We start from the raw sequence: 19494 nt of genomic DNA, 5'->3' as shown, positions 1-19494 counted from the left end.
GTTACAATCACAACTCAAATCATTATAAATATGATAGTTACATAAATATAATTACTATCCGTTTGGGATGCTAGTGCCTAACCGCCATGAGTCCTCAGAATCATATCGTTATGGGTTTAATGGAAAGGAAAAAGATGATGAGATAAAAGGTGAAGGTGATAGTTACGATTTTGGCGCAAGGATGTATGATCCGAGAACAGGAAGATGGTTTGCGGTTGATAAAATGAGAATGAAAGCTCCTGATTGGTCTCCATACAGATTTGGTTTTGACAACCCTATGAGATATAAAGATAGCGATGGTAATTGGGAAGAAGATGGGCACTTTTGGACTGTATACGCAATGGGGATTGCAATGGGACTGAATAAGGCTACAGCAAGGTCTTTGGCTATCCATGCGGAGTATTATGATCATCATGTGGCAGGAGCAAATAATACGATGCCATTACATCTTTCACATGATAATGGTGAAGGTTTTAGTCGCCTATTTGGAATCGGAACATGGGCTGACAAATCATTGCAAAAATCGTGGCATGGTTTAACAGGAGGCAAACAAAGTGATGTATTGAAGAAAGCTCAAGAAAATGTCTTAAGTGGGGATTTGAATCAATTGCATACAGTAGGTGATTCTTGGGCACACAGTTATGTAGATGATAATAAGAATAGAACAATGTGGGGGAAAACGAATATTTGGCTACCTGTTCTTGGACGTATAACCCTCGAACACGCTTTCTGGGGAGGTAATGGTAATTTTCATGCTGACGATATTGCAGATAGACCTTATGAATACAAAATGTATCAATACACTTTAATACAGTTATTTAATAATAAAAAATTCAAGTACAATAATCAAATTACGAACTCAAAGCCAGATTTAGCAATTTTTGACTTAGTACAAAAAAATGGAGGAAATAAGAATTCGAACATATTCTTGCTTGAATCTTATATAGGGTTAAAGACCGGGGTTAAAAGTTTTAGCTCAACATCAAAACACAATATCGATAATTTAAAAATATACTTAAATCAAAAAGGAATAAAATACACCGAGAGTTCATCAGCAGAACAAGTTTCAGGAGGGAGTTCAACTGTAGGAACGCCAATATATACTACGATAACTACATATAAAATAAAAATTAAAAAATAATCCGTTAAAATGAAAAACATTGGGTTTCTTTATTTCTTGTCGGAATTACTAATTCTGTTGATTGGCATAATTGATCACAATTTCATCCATAAAGGAAATTCTTTTATGATTCCATATTTAGGAATATTGATTACTTCTTTTTCTTGTATAGGTGTATTTATTGCTATAGCTTTGGTTCTTCTGCTTTTAAAAAAAAGAATGCTAAAAAAAGAATTTTCAAAACAAATTGGATTTGCTTTGTTTGGAATTATACTTCCCTTCTTAATCATGTTTATGATATTGTCGCAATTACATTAATCATATCATAAGGGAGTTTTTATCATCCTAAAAACAAAACCTAGCTTTTAAGAGCTAGGTTTTGTTTTTTAGATATAAAGTTTATTTAATTGCGAAAAAGCTTTTTTAGTTTGGTTCTATTTTGCAATTTGTAGGAAGAGTTGATAAACAATGCTTATGAATTATTAATTCTTCGTTAGTTAATGAATATGTACTCATTTCTTTAACAATATCATCAATGCAAACGTTATCTTTATAAATGTTTAAATAATCTTGAAAACTCACATTATCATCAAATTTTATATTAGAAATAACATTAACAGCAAAATGAATATACTTTTCATCTCCTCCCCAATTTGAAACATTATAAATATAAAACAGATTCTTGGATGTATTGTGGTCAACAAGAAATGAATATTTTTTTTCCAATAAAACTATTAAGGCTTTTCTAAAAATGGTATCATTAATTATTTCATTTTTATTTAAAGTTGAGAACAAACTGTCTAATTTGTCACCTATAGGATAGGTAACATTTCGTTTCATCGCTATTTCCTGTAAATAAGGATCATATAAACGAACCAGCTCATTACATTTTGATCTTTTCAAATTAGTTTTACTCTTAATACAAGCGACCTGTATTAAGAGTAAAACTACTAACAAAATTTTAGCGAATTTTTGTATCCTGATCATTATGTTCTTTCATTAGTTCAGTTGGGTTGATTTTTTTTCCTAAGTCTGTAGTCTTAGTTTGAATTATAGTTGTTTTGTCAATATATTTCCTTGTTTTAAAAGGCCACCAACCTGATTCCTGCACTGTCCGTTCAATTTTATACACTTTCTCTGTTTTAAAGAATCTTCCATCTGTTTTAACAGTTCCATCTTTTAATAAATTAGATAAATCCGTAGCGCCAATAGTTGTTATCTTATAAAATCCTGTATAGTCTCTGGCAGGTAGACTATAATTCTTATTAACATAGTCACCAATGGTTGCAGAAAAAGAAGCATTATCATATGCTGCTTTGCCGCCTCCTACATTATGACCGCCCCAGCCATTTCCTGCTGTCCCGCAACTAGCAAAAATAAACAATGTATGTTTTGAGAATGTAATGTTTCCTGTTTTAGTTTCTCTTAAAAGGCCTTTGAAATTATCTGCTCCTGCTCCAGGAGCAGTATTGTTAGCTCTATAGAATCCATTATCATTTGTTAAGAATAATCCTCTATTCCAGCTATGACCGTAATTTACCCATGCAGAAATAGTTTCATTACTTCCAGAAGATTCATCCTTTAAAACTCTTAAAAGATTTTTACCCGTACTTACCCCTTTTGGCTCAAGACCTAATTTACTAGCACAAGCATCACTACAATCTTTAACATAATTGTCATCATAAGTGTTTTTGACTCCATAAGTCACCACTTTTGCTTCCATTCCATCTAAATCAATAGCCATAATAGGGGTGTTTGATGCAAATTGATATGGTGTAAGTGCAGGGTAGGATTTAGTCAAAGGATCAACACTAAAAAATCTTCCTGATCTTGGATCATTATTTCTCATTCCATAATCATAATGATTTCCTTCACCCTTAATTTCGTCATCTTTTTCCTTTCCATTAAAGCTGTATCGGTACTCATTACTGGCTTCGTGGCGGTTAGGCACTAGCATCCCAAACGGATAGTGATAAAACATAAAACAAATTGAATGCTATCACTTACAAAAATCTGTAATTTTTAACATCATAGCTTTTCATCTTTCATTCTGAACTGATATTTTTGGAGAAATATTACAATGAAAAAGACTACCCCTATACCCTCACTGTTTAAGCAATTCATAAAAGATACCGAAACCGGAAAACGTCTGAAAAAGAATGGCGAACGTATCAAACCGGATTCTATACAAAATTATCATTATGTTTTACAAAACCTGATTCAGTTTTCAAGTGATACCAGTTTTGAATTACGGATTTGTGATGCTTCAAAACTGAATAAAAGAGAATTACAATCGGAAAAAAACTATTGGAAAAAATTCTACCAAAAATTCACGGATTATTTATACAAAAAAGGCTGTCATGACAATTATGTTGGCTCCAACATTAAAGTAATCCGGGTGTTTTTTAACTATCTGAAAAACGACAAAGATTTCTTTACCGGAGATTTTCAACGGTTGTTTTATGTTCGCAAGGAAGAAATCGAAATCCTGGTTTTATCACCGGAACAATTAAAATTTCTGATCCATGATAAAGAATTTGAAAATAGTTTATCCGTGAGTAATCGTCGGATTAAAGATATTTTTGTTTTTGGCTGTACAACAGGATTACGTTACTCCGATATTTTTCTACTGACGAATAAGAATTTTGAACAAGTAGAAAACGACTGGTATTTAAAATTAAAATCCAAAAAGACCAAAACCTTCAGTCATATAAAACTTCCGGCTTATGCAGTGGCAATTTATCAAAAGTACAAGACTAAAAATGTCAAAAATCCGGTATTTGGAAGTACAAGCCTGTTTAACTTTAACAAAAGCCTCAAACAAATAGGTGAATTAGCCAATTTTACGGCTTCTGTTGAAGTTTCACGGGAAAAACAAGGGAAACGTTTACTAAAACAAAACAACAAGGCTCCGAATCGTTTTTGCGATAAAATGAGTTCGCATATGATGCGACGAACCGCAATTACGACATTACTTATTTTGGGTATGCCGGAACATCTGGTTCGAAAAATAAGCGGCCATAGTCATGCGAGTGGTTCGTTTAATCGCTATGTACACTATGCTCAGGTATATATTGACAAGGAAATTGAAAAAGTACATCTGAAATTGGAAAATAGTATGCAGTAGAGTTATACTATGTTTCCAGAATGCTTTAGTAAACAATAAAGAAATCCTAAAAGGGTAATCTAAATAAGCCTATTGATTACCCTCGTATTTTTTATTAATATAGATGATCAATTCGTTAGTGATGTCTACAGTTTCTTTAGCAAAGAGAACAGATCGTTTGTTTTCGGATCCTAAGATAAAGTCGTAGTTTTTTTCTTTTGAAAAATCCGAAGTATAACCATTTATTCTAGACCATATTTTAGCGGATTCTTCAGTCGCAAATTGCTGATTAAATGCTTCGAACTCCTGCTTTTTGGCTATCAATTCTCTGGTGATGGCTTCTTTTTGTATTTCGGAAGCACCTTCCTGTTGTAAGACAGCATACAAACTATCTAAAACTTTTTTTCGGGAATTAAATTCCTGTTCGCCTCTCTTTTTTAGTTCTTTAGTCATATTAAAGCCATCAAAAAGCTTAACATTATCTACAAAAACAATTTTAGGGCTATTATTAGCTATAAAGAAAGTGGCAGCTCCAACGGCGATCAACAAAAACAAAGCAATGTTTGTTATGATTAAAATACGGAATTTATTTTCGAACACGGTTTTACTTGTTATTTTTTTCAAAAGTAAAACTATTTCCGCAATAAAAAATCTTATATTCAAATTAAATTTTAACCAATAATAACGTTCAATTTCAATCTGTAATTTCATTCAAAAACACGGCGATTTTTAAGGCTTTTTTGACTTCTGGATGTCATTTTTTGAGCATATGATTAAGTTCAAACCCTTTATAATTACTACCTATTTCAGCAATTATAGTACTATCCGTTTGGGATGCTGGTGCCAAACCGTCACGAGTCCTCAGAATCATATCGTTATGGGTTTAATGGAAAAGAAAAAGACGATGAGTTAAAAGGTGAAGGAAATAGCTTTGACTTTGGTGATAGAATGTATGATCCGAGAACAGGAAGATGGTTTACTAGGGATCCTTTAGAAGGAAAATATCCACAATGGTCATCTTATTCATCCATGGGAAATAATCCAATGTTTTTTATTGATGCTGATGGTAAAGAACCTGTCCCGTCATATTTAGGATTCGTGATGTCATATCGTCTGCTTAAACTAAGACCAACACAATGGTATCAGACAGGTGGGATCTACCATAAAAAATCGTTTAATGATGCAGCACTTTATAGTACGGAACATTTAAGATACGATGCTTATAGAACGGTTCGTCAAAGAAATGCCTATTATGCATGGGTTCAAAAAGAAGCTGATAAAAAAGGAATTAATTCTCAATGGTTCGGAGCAGCAGAAATTGTTACTGGATATAGAGCAGTGGGAGGTACAGAGATACCAGATAGAGGATATTTTTCAAGTGATGAAGTAGACCGATTCCTTCAAGAAGGAAATCAATTTTTGTTCGAGCGTAATATGAGAAATGCAAAGGACCTATTGGATGACGGAAAACTTACCAAAAGTTTTACTGACGCAAATGGAGTAAGACAATCATTCGAAGGATTAGTTGGAATTGATCTGGATTATAAAATGGTAGAATATGAACAGTCAAAAGTTCAAGAGTTTATTAAAAATTATCGTGGTGATTTAAAAAAAATAATTGCAGGTGTTAATAAATTAATGAGCAGTCCTATTGGTGCATCAGAAGTTAAAAAGGTAATGAAAGAACATTTCGAAGGTGGAAAAACGTTTGATTTTAAGCGTTATAGAGATCGAGTAAAACTAGGTAAAGAATTAATAAAAATGGCACATGATGACAAGTAAGATTGCACGTTTTATTTTGTTTTATACTTCTTTGTTTTTAATAGAAATAGTATTGAGCTTTTTAATGCTTGTCTTGATTGACACTTTTGAATTTGGTTTTGATTCCTTTTATGTCAGTAAAGCATATTATGGAGCAGGAGTATGGAGTTTTTGGAGGTTACTATTTCATGGTTTACCTTTAATCATTATTTTCTCCTTGTGCTTTAAGTATATTTCTATTGTTAAAATAAGATATAAACCTTTATTGTTCTCTTTTTTTAACTTAGGAGTTTATGTCATACTATCTTTATTGTCAGAATTTCTATGGGATAACACTCCGTTGCCAGCAGAAGGATCGATGTTTGTAATAACTTGTATATCCATATTTCTAGCCCCGATTTTTTTGGCACAAATACCTTATTTTAAAAAGCAAATGGAAAATTGGTAAAATAAAACAAGAGGTAGGCTCTATATTGAGACTGCCTCTTGTTTATATAGTATTTGAGATAATCATATACAATAATGTGTTCAAGTTTCATAAAATCAAGAAAACATTAGGAGGAGCTTGCTTTTTACATTAGATAGCCATTTTCTAGGAACAATTTTATTTGTAAAATTCTTGTAATTATTGAAGTTTTGAATTAATTTATTTCTATCCGTTTGGGATGCTAGTACCTAACCGTCACGAAGCTTCAGAATCATATCGTTATGGGTTTAATGGAAAGGAAAAAGATGATGAGATAAAAGGTGAAGGTGATAGTTACGATTTTGGCGCAAGGATGTATGATCCGAGAACAGGAAGATGGTTTGCGGTTGATAAAATGAGAATGAAAGCTCCTGATTGGTCTCCATACAGATTTGGTTTTGACAACCCTATGAGATATAAAGATAGCGATGGTAATTGGGAAGAAGATGGGCACTTTTGGACTGTATACGCAATGGGGATTGCAATGGGACTGAATAAGGCTACAGCAAGGTCTTTGGCTATCCATGCGGAGTATTATGATCATCATGTGGCAGGAGCAAATAATACGATGCCATTACATCTTTCACATGATAATGGTGAAGGTTTTAGTCGCCTATTTGGAATCGGAACATGGGCTGACAAATCATTGCAAAAATCGTGGCATGGTTTAACAGGAGGCAAACAAAGTGATGTATTGAAGAAAGCTCAAGAAAATGTCTTAAGTGGGGATTTGAATCAATTGCATACAGTAGGTGATTCTTGGGCACACAGTTATGTAGATGATAATAAGAATAGAACAATGTGGGGGAAAACGAATATTTGGCTACCTGTTCTTGGACGTATAACCCTCGAACACGCTTTCTGGGGAGGTAATGGTAATTTTCATGCTGACGATATTGCAGATAGACCTTATGAATACAAAATGTATCAATACACTTTAATACAGTTATTTAATAATAAAAAATTCAAGTACAATAATCAAATTACGAACTCAAAGCCAGATTTAGCAATTTTTGACTTAGTACAAAAAAATGGAGGAAATAAGAATTCGAACATATTCTTGCTTGAATCTTATATAGGGTTAAAGACCGGGGTTAAAAGTTTTAGCTCAACATCAAAACACAATATCGATAATTTAAAAATATACTTAAATCAAAAAGGAATAAAATACACCGAGAGTTCATCAGCAGAACAAGTTTCAGGAGGGAGTTCAACTGTAGGAACGCCAATATATACTACGATAACTACATATAAAATAAAAATTAAAAAATAATCCGTTAAAATGAAAAACATTGGGTTTCTTTATTTCTTGTCGGAATTACTAATTCTGTTGATTGGCATAATTGATCACAATTTCATCCATAAAGGAAATTCTTTTATGATTCCATATTTAGGAATATTGATTACTTCTTTTTCTTGTATAGGTGTATTTATTGCTATAGCTTTGGTTCTTCTGCTTTTAAAAAAAAGAATGCTAAAAAAAGAATTTTCAAAACAAATTGGATTTGCTTTGTTTGGAATTATACTTCCCTTCTTAATCATGTTTATGATATTGTCGCAATTACATTAATCATATCATAAGGGAGTTTTTATCATCCTAAAAACAAAACCTAGCTTTTAAGAGCTAGGTTTTGTTTTTTAGATATAAAGTTTATTTAATTGCGAAAAAGCTTTTTTAGTTTGGTTCTATTTTGCAATTTGTAGGAAGAGTTGATAAACAATGCTTATGAATTATTAATTCTTCGTTAGTTAATGAATATGTACTCATTTCTTTAACAATATCATCAATGCAAACGTTATCTTTATAAATGTTTAAATAATCTTGAAAACTCACATTATCATCAAATTTTATATTAGAAATAACATTAACAGCAAAATGAATATACTTTTCATCTCCTCCCCAATTTGAAACATTATAAATATAAAACAGATTCTTGGATGTATTGTGGTCAACAAGAAATGAATATTTTTTTTCCAATAAAACTATTAAGGCTTTTCTAAAAATGGTATCATTAATTATTTCATTTTTATTTAAAGTTGAGAACAAACTGTCTAATTTGTCACCTATAGGATAGGTAACATTTCGTTTCATCGCTATTTCCTGTAAATAAGGATCATATAAACGAACCAGCTCATTACATTTTGATCTTTTCAAATTAGTTTTACTCTTAATACAAGCGACCTGTATTAAGAGTAAAACTACTAACAAAATTTTAGCGAATTTTTGTATCCTGATCATTATGTTCTTTCATTAGTTCAGTTGGGTTGATTTTTTTTCCTAAGTCTGTAGTCTTAGTTTGAATTATAGTTGTTTTGTCAATATATTTCCTTGTTTTAAAAGGCCACCAACCTGATTCCTGCACTGTCCGTTCAATTTTATACACTTTCTCTGTTTTAAAGAATCTTCCATCTGTTTTAACAGTTCCATCTTTTAATAAATTAGATAAATCCGTAGCGCCAATAGTTGTTATCTTATAAAATCCTGTATAGTCTCTGGCAGGTAGACTATAATTCTTATTAACATAGTCACCAATGGTTGCAGAAAAAGAAGCATTATCATATGCTGCTTTGCCGCCTCCTACATTATGACCGCCCCAGCCATTTCCTGCTGTCCCGCAACTAGCAAAAATAAACAATGTATGTTTTGAGAATGTAATGTTTCCTGTTTTAGTTTCTCTTAAAAGGCCTTTGAAATTATCTGCTCCTGCTCCAGGAGCAGTATTGTTAGCTCTATAGAATCCATTATCATTTGTTAAGAATAATCCTCTATTCCAGCTATGACCGTAATTTACCCATGCAGAAATAGTTTCATTACTTCCAGAAGATTCATCCTTTAAAACTCTTAAAAGATTTTTACCCGTACTTACCCCTTTTGGCTCAAGACCTAATTTACTAGCACAAGCATCACTACAATCTTTAACATAATTGTCATCATAAGTGTTTTTGACTCCATAAGTCACCACTTTTGCTTCCATTCCATCTAAATCAATAGCCATAATAGGGGTGTTTGATGCAAATTGATATGGTGTAAGTGCAGGGTAGGATTTAGTCAAAGGATCAACACTAAAAAATCTTCCTGATCTTGGATCATTATTTCTCATTCCATAATCATAATGATTTCCTTCACCCTTAATTTCGTCATCTTTTTCCTTTCCATTAAAGCTGTATCGGTACTCATTACTGGCTTCGTGGCGGTTAGGCACTAGCATCCCAAACGGATAGTAATCATTGTATGAAATTACATCTGGTAAAAACAGATAATTCGTACCATAACGTCCTAATAGTTTACGATCGGTAACTACGGAAAGAACGTTCCCTAAATGGTTCGATAATTCATAGTTTTTATCCCCTACAAAACGATAGGCTGTAACCGGCGTTCCAATTGCTGCAGATGTACCCTGTCCTTGATCCAATCCTTCACAAACATCTCCAATACCATCACCGTCAGCATCCTCCTGACCTGGGTTGTAAATCGTTCTACAGTTGTCACAAGCATCACCTCTTCCGTCACCATCCGTGTCAATCTGATTGTAGTTTGGATTGTTGATACAGTTGTCACAAACATCTCCTCTACCATCACCATCAGCATCGGCCTGGTTTGGATTATACGTGTACATACAGTTGTCACAAACATCTCCAACACCATCACCATCCACATCACTCTGATTCGGGTTAAATTTATTCGGACAGTTATCCACTGCATCCGGAATTCCATCACCATCAGAATCTAATGCTGTTGGTCCACAATACGATTGTGAATACGGAACACCATTATTCGTCATTGTTAACAAGTTGTTTGTTGACGATGGATTTCCAAAGCCTTCATCAAACGGGAAGACATATACCGGGGTATTATCCGATCCCTGACCATTATTTACAGTATAGGTGAAATCACACATTTCAACAGGTGCTCCCTGGAACGAATTCCCAAAATAGTTCCCGTCTACATTCCCATATGTTTTTGAGGTTTTACCTAAAGTATTCCAAACAGGATCTGGCTCCGGGAATTCTCTTGTATCACCGGATTCCGGTCCGTTTAACTCTTGATTTACATTCGCTATAAAATCTCTCGATGTATAAACATTTCCGTTAATCGTAAACTGTGGGCTAAAATTATCACCATTCACCGATACCTTCGCATGGAAATTCCATTCTGTTTCCGGTATCGCATTTCTTAATTCATATGTCCAAACGGTTTTATAGTTTCTATAATTCCAACGTCTGTGGAAAACAAAGAACGGTTTATAACGGTGGAACCTTTTGGTATATTTTTCAACTTCTAATGCCGGCACATAGGCGCCATTGGCATTTCTCTTAATCACAATACGCGCAATACTATTATCCCATTGTTTATATTCCGGTCTTCGGGCACCATCCAAAGTTACTAACGCATGATTTTGATTGACAGTCATCGCTGAGCCTCCAACAATTTTGAAATTCGTTCTGATTTCAAATTCCTGCGTTTTCCCTCCCGATTGATCAAAGAAATTGATACTCTTGTCGCCATCGCCCCAAGTAACATTGTTATTTCCGCTAAACGATAATCCCCAGATAGAAGACGGATTTGTTAATAACGCCTGCGAAACATTATCTGCAATTTGTGCCGTAGCTACAAGCGCATCCATTCGTAAAGCGATTCCTCTTCCGGTATCTGCATTAAGCTCTTTTCTACCTTTTTCAACTCCAAGACGGCTATTTCCGTAAATCTCCTGTTCAACCAGGTAGTATTTGGCCGGTTGCCCCCATGTTTTAACCATCTCATAGGTACTCAATGTATTTCCTTGAGCATCGCGTTGGTAGAACGTAGTGGTCACATCGTTTCCATTGGTAACGATTTTAGCAATTCTTTTTCCTAAACCATCGTATTCAAAATCAATTACCGTTCCGTTTGCTTTGGTTACCGTTTTCACTTTACCATCCACTCTCCAGCTAATATTCAAGCCTTCTTTTTCATCACGGGTTAACTGACCAATCTCATCATACTGGTAGTTGTTTTTATCCTGATCATCGATATCCAAGGTGGTATCATTCGGATTCGACGGATCATTAGTAAACGCTCCGTTAGGAACGGCATCATCAATATGCATCAGCTTATTCGTTCCATCCTGATAATGATATCGCAATTCATCCATTATTTCAGTGTATGCGCTATTTTTATCTCTCGGGGCGGTACGATTTAATGTGAGTATGTTACCATTTCTGTCATACGAATACTCCGATTGATAGGAAGTTTCATTAAAGAAATCACTAACTCTTAAGGAATTCATTGCCTTAATTCTATTTAACTGATCATATCTGTAATAATTATACTGTGAGAATAAATTTCCTTGCGATAAATCCATTAAAGAAGTAACCATCGCTTTTATGTTTCCATTATACAAATCGTTATTACCTCCTAAATTTACTGTATTGGTATAATACAGAAGTGAATTATCAACACTATTTACAATATGATGTCTGGAAGCATAATCGCCATTATAATAATGAAGTGCAAATGCAAATGCATCTTTAGCGGTACCACTCTGAGCAATTCCATCTTGGCCAATATCACTGGTTGAATAGAAACTTTTCCTCACGGCGCCTAATTTTTCCGAGTTTACCCCTTTAAGCCATCCCTGAAGCGTATAGAAATAATCCAATCCCTGAACTTGCTTATCTCCAACTACAAGTCGCGCTAAAGGTCCATGTTCATAATAGTCGTATTTCGCTTCTTTTTCCCATACGATTTTATCCTTACTGGTATACACCTGCGTAATTCGGTTATCGGCATCATACTCATAACGATGAATAAACTGATCCGCTTTTTTAGGCTGGTACGTAACACTATTTACGTTTCCGCTAATCAAATCGTAATCGTAGATCACTTTTTTGACATCCTGGTTTAAACTTTTTAAGACCTCTTTATTCGTATGATAAATAAGTTCTTTTACGTTTCCATGGATATCATAATCGTACAAAATCGCATTATCATATAGCTCATTCGCGATAATTTTTTGTTCATCAAAGTTTACGCCATCTTCCAGGATGCTATACGTTAGTATAGCTGTAACTCTTTTGTGGTTATTATTATCGGAATACGATTCAAACCAGCCGGTACTATTTTCAACCGGGGTATCATAAACCGTTCGCGTTACTTCATAACGTCTATAATTATACGTTTCCAGATCGCCTACAGGAGAACCTCCTATGATAACATTTCCTTCCTCGTTAATATAAGCTTGCTGAGGCTCGTATTCTCCAGCTTCCACAACACGTCCAAGACCATCATAAAGTGTATAACTAAATCTTGGTTTCGGCATCGCGGCCTGTTTTGCATTTTGTGAGGCAATAATACGTCCCAACTGATCGTAAGCAAATCGCGTTTCGCCACCATCCGGTGTTTTTTGCCATACCAACTGATTCAGGGAGTTATAACGGTATACCGTTTTCATCGTGTGACTAGGATCTACCACAATACCGTTTACAACTTGTTGCTCTTCTTCTGGCGTCGTGTTTCGAACAGCATTAATAGTACTGTCGGCTCCAGGTGCTAATCGGGATACCCCTTGCGGTGGAACCGTTTGCACTAAGTTTCCTGCCTGATCATAATAGTATAATGTATATTGGTATTCTTTATCATAAGACACTTTCGTCATCGACTCCTGTAATCCGTTGATAGCGGCCTGAATATATTTTTGTTTAAATTCTTCTCGTTTTGTAGCAAAATATTGCTCCATTAATTCCTGTAAATAAGTCTGTTGTACCGAGTGAACAAAAATCTCACAAGGGGTAGGAATATCATCTACTTGCAGATTAATGGTTGGAACCATAGGTGCTGGTGGACAAATTTTATTTTCCGTCACATATTGATTTACGAATTCACTCCACTCAATAAACGGATGCGACATCAAATACGTACCATAGGCATTAATAACCATTTGGGTACCATTATAACCATAATTCAAATTGGTTGCTCCGAATTCACTTATCGATATAAAGGCCGGCATACTAACATCGTAAGCTCCCGTTATATTCAAATAATGTATATAATCTGTAACCAGATAACCTAAGTTGGCTTCACAGAAATATTTCGCATCTTGAGCCAAATGATCCGGCATTTGATACCCTTGTACGATATCCATTATATCGCGGAACTGGAACCATTTATCCACACAAGCCATCGGAGGAACGGTAGACGGTATACAAGATGTACAAGGCACCTGAATTACGGAATTACATTTTCGTGCAGTAATACATTTACTGGTACCGTTGGCAACAATTTGTGCTCCGGTATTCGTTGTAACCGTAGCTGTAAAATTACCCGATTGTGTATTGGTAAATGACAATCCCGAAATATTCGTAACATTTGCAAACGAAACACCTGGTACTGTAAACACTACTTCACATTCCGATTCTTTGGCAAACGTAAATCCAATTTGAGAACTGGCACTATTTTCTACTTTATAGAAGTTATTGATAGTGGCTGACGGAGCCGCTCCAGATAACTGAACGTACGTATTTAAAGCCGGTAATCCGTTAGCAGTAGAACCATCGGCCACTGTTTGTTGTTGTATAAGATCCTTTAACACGGCTGTCAATGCATTTGTCACTCCGAATTCCTCTTCGCAGAACGCTTGCTGAAGGCAGCTTATCGTACCATAAGCTTCCTGAATTCCGGCCGGAAGAGTCGCTCCAAATCGGTCACCATCCGAAAACGGACCATGATGAACAAAAACACTAAAAGCATACGTATTATTGCCTAAATCCTGAAGTATCTTAAAGTTGGAAAAATGCGTAATACTCTGGACATAAGTATTAAAAGCCCCCCCTCTCTTTGGATGAGTATAAAGCGGAAGCTCAAATTGACATGCCGATGAACCAGCAAAGAAATTAAACTTAATTCCACTTTGGGTTGATAATCCGTTAGACCAGCTGGTTGTATACTGGTTCACCGTTGGATTGTTACCAATTATATACGGTGCTACCGCCTGCATTTGTACCGGGTTATATCCATCTGCTATAATACTTGGTAAAAATGGTCCGGAATTACCTCCTACACTCCAAAGATGATTCGTCAGATTTAAGAAGTTAGCTGCAGCAACTTGCATCGGAGAAACTTCTTCCGTACAGATACAACTATAGTTTAATGGTGTGATACGTCCATTTAAGGTAAACACCTGATCTTTTAGATCCAGATAGCTGATTGCAATTTTGTCATCACCACTTGCAACACCATTCACCATATTTTTTTCAATCTTTATTCCCGTTACTCTATAAAAAGAGCCCGGAAGGAAAGATGGGTTTCCGGATTCGTTCACCAGATTATAAATTGTAAACGGAGTTGGACCGTTAACTGTAAAACTGGTACTCGGACTACACGACCAGGTCGAATTTAATGCTAAGTCGCTTAATATCTCCGGCATAACACTGCTGCCATAGGTATATTTATCATTGGGAGCACCATTTAAGGCTACACCAGATGTAAACAATTGTCCCGGAATATTTGGATTTGTTCCTTTTAAAGCATTCATAACGCGTACCAATGCTTTTTCAAAACGCACTCGTTTGTCGCAATTTTCACCTGTTTCTCCAGCTGAATCGCCAAAACTACATTGTCCGATAGCTGCTTTAACAGTTCCTTCAAGTACGATCTCTTCAAGAGCCGGGCAACTTGTTCCCGTAAGTCTTTTTAGAACCGCAACAATCTGGAATTTATAGGTATTATTGGCCGCATTAAATGATCCCGGCACATAATAAATGTTCTTGAAATCAACAATCTTAAAGTTTGTATTATAAGCCGTCCATGTAGGAGCCGGTAACGTTTCGTTACAGCCATTCATATAGGAACCTATAGATAAAGTCTGTGTTAAAATCTTAAGTTCGATTGGTTGTGAAATAACACCGCTCGCGGTATTAAAAGTAAGATTCAAGCTCGCTCCACCATTAACAATATTTCCATTAATGGTAACATTTTGTGGGTTTGCCGCATAAGCAGCCGGGTCTAACAATACCGAATTAAATAAATCCGGAGTTAACATCGGCATGCTATAGGCATTAAAGCCGTAAAGTAATAATCCCTGGCTCTGGAAAGAAGGATTGATCAATCCTTTTAATAAACTTTCCGTATCCACTAATAAGGGACATTTTCCGGTTTGCTGATAGGTATGTGCATCCGCATCGGCAGTCGCATCGGCGATAGCCTGTGAACCCGGAACACCGGAGTTAAAGCCGTAATCAGCTGATATAAATCGTTTTTCTTTATTTTTATAGTAGGCTACTGTAGTTGTAGAACAAGCCAGTATTGTACCGGCAGGCGTTGTTGGAACCGGAGTTGCAAAAGCCTGGTTGATTCGTTGTAATAGGTTACTATAATTACCTGTTGTATTATATTTTTCAAATAGTGTTACAAAAGTATCAACGTTCTGTACGTCGCCAATACAACCGTTATAACCACTATTTCTCAAAGCAAACATATGGGAATATACCGTTCTCGTTTTTTGTTTAAACGCGATATAGTTATTCACAAAGCTCTTCCAAACACGCTCTTTTTCACTTGGATTCAGCGCATTAAGAATTGGAAGCAACTGGTTAAGCGGAGAGGTAACCAAACTCTGATAGGTAGAAGCTGGCGCAATTCCATTACCGAAAACAGTTGTATAATACGCCATCTGAAGCATATTCAATCGGGCATTATTAGCCAATTTAATACCTTCATAATTGGTATTCATCGCTTCCACCAACAAATTCCTTCTCAGGGTAAAATCAGCAGCCGTTTCTACCTCATACGTAATACCCTGCGCAGGCATTGTTGTAATCTGACTGTCATAGAAAGGGTCATTAGCCGTAATATTGACTAAATTTTGTGCCATTCCATTTGTTGTAAAGACATTGGTATAATCCAAGGCTTTAAGTTTCTCATCAAAGCTATCCGAATTATCTCCGGCTGAATTTGTTTTAGCACAAATTGCTTTATTATATTTCAGATACTGGTATTCCGGGTGGTATGGTAATAACGATTCTGCCCAGCTTGTTTTCCAGTTATTGACAAAATCCGTTACATTTCTTAAATATTGCGGACGTACATATTTATTATTTGAAGTAGGGTCCAGTGGATCATCTTCGACACTAGCCGAAGGCATAATTTCCGGAATATAGGTATTGTAATTGATTCTTTCTACTTTAACCTTTGCAAAGTCACCGTTATCGTCCATATATGGCGTTGCCGGTCTTCTCCAGTTATAGTTCGATACATTTTGTGTAACGGTTAATCCGGTATCCAAATCGACATACGTCTGTGTTGAAGAACCTCCATATAACAATTGGTTGTCTTCATTAAACAAACTCAAGGTATCATCTACACTGGTTGCAGGTGTTGTTGTTCCACCCGGTTGTGCCGTTGGGAAATCGATTCCTGAAATTGATCCGTATTGTCCGTGCGGACTAACATCCGATAACAATATACTGGTATTGATATTACAGGTATCTCCCGGTTGTATACACAATTCTCTACAACCATCTAACATTGCTCTAAGTTCCTTTTTGAAACGAGTCACATATATATTGATGGTATACTGTGAAACAAGTCCATTCTGATCTACATATATTGATCCATTATATGCAAATGAACTTCCTGCGAAATTGGTATTCAAATTGTCGATTACATATTTTCGTTCGGCAAGTAAGACATAATATTCTCTTACATTGATGTCACCCAATACACTTTCGTCTGTACCAGCAGGGAACGTTGTTCTATATGCTGCACATTCCTGTGGTGTCAAATAGGTACAGATCAGCGCTTCTTCACAACTTCTACACGTCACGTGACAGTCTTCTTCGCTAATATCGACCGTAAAGGCTCCTAAATCCGGATAACACACATTGGTCTCTTGTTTTAGTAATGTGATATAATCATCCGCATATTGCTCTAAAGCTGCTTGATTCACCCGGATATCTTTATTCAAAGTATACGACCCGATTTTTAGCACACCCGTCCCAGCGGCATAATTTAACGCAATCGGTGGTGCGTAGGGTGTAAACGAATTTAGATTTACCGATCCTAATTGTATATAGTTAACAGATCCGTCGCCTCGTCTAAGTAATAAATCGTTCCCACAATCGTCCTTAAGTCGGATGACCCAATCAAAGACAAAAGGATAGTGTTTTCCGCCCATACAATAGTCGGTATAACTATTCGTAGTATGCGTTAGTCCATAATTAAATGTTAACGATTCATCCTTAACAACACCTATCTGTTTATTTGATCGTACTCCATCCAACAGGATTCCGTTTAGTCCGGTAGCATAGGCATCGTTATTCGACAACACATTAGCCGTTGTCATCTGGTGTAATGCGTTATTGGTTTCATCTTCCAATGACACCATAGGCTCTTTCTGATTGTCTCCGGCCAATGCGGTAGCAACAGTTCTTCCCTGAGGATCCAGATAACTGATACTAATCTGTTTGTTCGGATCGACAACTACATTCTTTTTATAGCGTTTGAAATCCCCTACTTTATATCCGAAAAGTCGGTTTAATTCTTCCTGATCCGGTTGCAAATAAAAATAACTCATTTCATGACCGGTACCCAATTGAAGATCTTGCCCTACACTTCCTTTTCTTCGGATTCTTCCGGTATTATCTGGTGTATATTCAATCTGAGAAAAAGGATATTTATTGGCATTCGGCACATAATCCTGGTAGTTTCCTACTATTGTATTTTGTTCCGAATAATATTTACTGGCACCCGAGTTTTTTGACATTCCCGGTGGCACTATAGGTTCGCAGATTAATCCATTGAGTCGGTCCCAATCGAAATCATGATGGGTAAAAACTTTCCCGGCATCATTTTTATTTAAGTCCCGGTAATAACGAATACCGGAAGCTTCGATAGGCGTTGGCAATACTTCTACAGCTACACGTCCCTGGTTATCATATACTGATTCCCCAACAATGGTTTTATTATTGGTATTGGTTTTTGTAACCGTTTGACGGTTACGCAAAGTACCGTCGAAATAACTTACAACCTCTTTTTTCTTACCGTCTTCAGCAAAAGAGGCCTGATATTGCCAGTTCTTTTTACCTACTTCGTGATCGGCATCAATTTCGAGGAAAGTACCCCAGTTCCCTACATTCTGAAAAGTACCGGCAAGCCCTGAAGACCAGGTTCCGTAATAACTCTTTTTTGTATCGTCCAGGAAGCGTCCAACCGGTCTTACACGATATACCAGATATCCTTTGGAAAACACCAACGGAATTCTGTACTTTAACTCTTTGGTTTGTACTCTTGTACTATTCAGTTTAAAATCCTGCTCTGTTAAGGCAATCTGGTTGGGCAACAATTTCACACCATTTGGTCCAAAGTTATCTACCCAGGTCCATTCCAGTTCGTATTCTGTTGCTGGTGCTTCATTATAGCGTGTCCAGTTGATTTCTAATTCTTCGGCACCATCACTTACATTGTTAACCACCGTTTCCGACATTCCATTGTACTTAATGAGTCTTTTCGTAACCGGATTAACCGTTGTATTTTTAATATTATAATAGCGATCCGTTTTAAACGTTAGCCTTAAATAAGCCGCAGAATTACTAACCAAAGGGATAGCCTGATCCATTTCGTCCATATAACGTATTTCCTCTACTGCAACATTGGCTTTATGAATACCTGGTAATTTATACACCACATAATCATTCATTTTTACCGTTTCGGTTACATTATCACGTTTGATCTTTAGCGTAATAGTATAGGCATTCAAAGAACCATTCGAATTATTAAATGGCATAATTTTTAGTCGTACCTCACAAGAGTATATGGCTAAATTTGCCCCCATATTAATTAAATCGTCCTGAAACCCAAAATGGACATATACCGCGGGATCTACAGATGTAAAAACATTCTGCTGACTTAAAGAAGCATATTTTGGATCGACGACCTGAAGCATGGGTAAACTATGCAACTGGCTACCAGAGCTATACCCTCCCATAGTTGTTTCCTGTTGTCCAAAAACAAATGCTGTAAATAATGTAAATACTAAAATAAATAAACGCTTAGGGATATACATATAT

General features: G+C 35.9%; 12 protein-coding genes. 7 read left to right on the top strand and 5 right to left on the bottom strand.

The window, feature by feature from the left end:
- Positions 1-67: 67 nt before the first annotated feature.
- The gene (locus tag ABFU83_RS16215) at positions 68-1141 is read left to right on the top strand and encodes an RHS repeat-associated core domain-containing protein (RefSeq protein WP_347067446.1); all 1074 of its coding nucleotides are present in this window, start codon (positions 68-70) and stop codon (positions 1139-1141) included.
- A gap of 9 nt (positions 1142-1150) precedes the next feature.
- A complete protein-coding gene (locus ABFU83_RS16210; RefSeq protein ID WP_347067435.1) occupies positions 1151-1438 on the top strand; it encodes a hypothetical protein in 288 nt (95 codons plus the stop codon).
- A 105-nt stretch (positions 1439-1543) separates the two neighbouring features.
- On the opposite strand, the gene ABFU83_RS16205 is transcribed toward ABFU83_RS16210, so the two are convergent.
- Together ABFU83_RS16205 and ABFU83_RS16200 are read right to left on the bottom strand one after the other, a co-directional pair.
- Entirely contained in the window at positions 1544-2023 is a 480-nt protein-coding gene (locus ABFU83_RS16205; protein ID WP_347067434.1) for a hypothetical protein, read from the bottom strand.
- A 58-nt stretch (positions 2024-2081) separates the two neighbouring features.
- Complete coding sequence (locus tag ABFU83_RS16200) at positions 2082-3077, bottom strand: RHS repeat-associated core domain-containing protein (protein WP_347067445.1); 996 nt, start codon at positions 3075-3077, stop codon at positions 2082-2084.
- 123 nt (positions 3078-3200) lie between these two features.
- On the opposite strand from ABFU83_RS16200, the gene ABFU83_RS16195 reads away from it, so the two are divergent.
- Positions 3201-4247 (top strand): tyrosine-type recombinase/integrase, encoded by a 1047-nt coding sequence (locus tag ABFU83_RS16195; protein ID WP_347067444.1) that lies wholly within the window; start codon positions 3201-3203, stop codon positions 4245-4247.
- Positions 4248-4316: 69 nt separating this feature from the next.
- On the opposite strand, the gene ABFU83_RS16190 is transcribed toward ABFU83_RS16195, so the two are convergent.
- Complete coding sequence (locus tag ABFU83_RS16190; RefSeq protein ID WP_347067442.1) at positions 4317-4937, bottom strand: OmpH family outer membrane protein; 621 nt, start codon at positions 4935-4937, stop codon at positions 4317-4319.
- Between the two features lie 123 nt (positions 4938-5060).
- Between ABFU83_RS16190 and ABFU83_RS16185 the strand changes: the two genes are divergently transcribed.
- The 4 genes from ABFU83_RS16185 (at position 5061) to ABFU83_RS16170 (ending at position 8023) form a co-directional block, all read left to right on the top strand.
- Positions 5061-6008 carry an RHS repeat-associated core domain-containing protein gene (locus tag ABFU83_RS16185; RefSeq protein WP_347067441.1) on the top strand — a complete coding sequence of 316 codons (948 nt, stop codon included), beginning with the start codon at positions 5061-5063 and terminating at the stop codon, positions 6006-6008.
- Entirely contained in the window at positions 5995-6435 is a 441-nt protein-coding gene (locus ABFU83_RS16180) for a hypothetical protein (RefSeq protein ID WP_347067439.1), read from the top strand. Before ABFU83_RS16185 ends, ABFU83_RS16180 begins: the two co-directional genes overlap by 14 nt.
- Positions 6436-6652: 217 nt before the next feature.
- Positions 6653-7726: an RHS repeat-associated core domain-containing protein gene (locus ABFU83_RS16175; protein ID WP_347067437.1), complete on the top strand. Its 1074-nt coding sequence runs from the start codon at positions 6653-6655 to the stop codon at positions 7724-7726.
- 9 nt (positions 7727-7735) lie between these two features.
- On the top strand, positions 7736-8023 hold the full coding sequence (locus ABFU83_RS16170; protein ID WP_347067435.1) for a hypothetical protein: 288 nt from the start codon (positions 7736-7738) through the stop codon (positions 8021-8023).
- 105 nt (positions 8024-8128) lie between these two features.
- Here the strand turns inward: ABFU83_RS16170 and ABFU83_RS16165 are convergent, their stop codons facing one another.
- Together ABFU83_RS16165 and ABFU83_RS16160 are read right to left on the bottom strand one after the other, a co-directional pair.
- Positions 8129-8608 (bottom strand): hypothetical protein, encoded by a 480-nt coding sequence (locus ABFU83_RS16165; protein ID WP_347067434.1) that lies wholly within the window; start codon positions 8606-8608, stop codon positions 8129-8131.
- Between the two features lie 58 nt (positions 8609-8666).
- Positions 8667-19490: a thrombospondin type 3 repeat-containing protein gene (locus tag ABFU83_RS16160; protein ID WP_347070236.1), complete on the bottom strand. Its 10824-nt coding sequence runs from the start codon at positions 19488-19490 to the stop codon at positions 8667-8669.
- Between the last annotated feature and the right edge of the window lie 4 nt (positions 19491-19494).

Origin of the sequence: Flavobacterium sp. WV_118_3 (assembly GCF_039778605.1) — a bacterium.
Taxonomy (GTDB): Bacteria; Bacteroidota; Bacteroidia; order Flavobacteriales; family Flavobacteriaceae; genus Flavobacterium.
The sequence above is the reverse complement of the archived record's forward strand: the minus strand, read 5'-3'. Positions and strand labels throughout refer to the sequence as shown.

Excerpts from the sequence above, each read along its gene's own strand:
- ABFU83_RS16215 (WP_347067446.1), top strand. The coding sequence starts at position 68 with ATGCTAGTGCCTAACCGCCATGAGTCCTCAGAATCATATCGTTATGGG.
- ABFU83_RS16210 (WP_347067435.1), top strand. The coding sequence starts at position 1,151 with ATGAAAAACATTGGGTTTCTTTATTTCTTGTCGGAATTACTAATTCTG.
- ABFU83_RS16200 (WP_347067445.1), bottom strand. The coding sequence starts at position 3,077 with ATGCTAGTGCCTAACCGCCACGAAGCCAGTAATGAGTACCGATACAGC.
- ABFU83_RS16195 (WP_347067444.1), top strand. The coding sequence starts at position 3,201 with ATGAAAAAGACTACCCCTATACCCTCACTGTTTAAGCAATTCATAAAA.
- ABFU83_RS16190 (WP_347067442.1), bottom strand. The coding sequence starts at position 4,937 with ATGAAATTACAGATTGAAATTGAACGTTATTATTGGTTAAAATTTAAT.
- ABFU83_RS16185 (WP_347067441.1), top strand. The coding sequence starts at position 5,061 with ATGCTGGTGCCAAACCGTCACGAGTCCTCAGAATCATATCGTTATGGG.
- ABFU83_RS16180 (WP_347067439.1), top strand. The coding sequence starts at position 5,995 with ATGATGACAAGTAAGATTGCACGTTTTATTTTGTTTTATACTTCTTTG.
- ABFU83_RS16175 (WP_347067437.1), top strand. The coding sequence starts at position 6,653 with ATGCTAGTACCTAACCGTCACGAAGCTTCAGAATCATATCGTTATGGG.
- ABFU83_RS16170 (WP_347067435.1), top strand. The coding sequence starts at position 7,736 with ATGAAAAACATTGGGTTTCTTTATTTCTTGTCGGAATTACTAATTCTG.
- ABFU83_RS16160 (WP_347070236.1), bottom strand. The coding sequence starts at position 19,490 with ATGTATATCCCTAAGCGTTTATTTATTTTAGTATTTACATTATTTACA.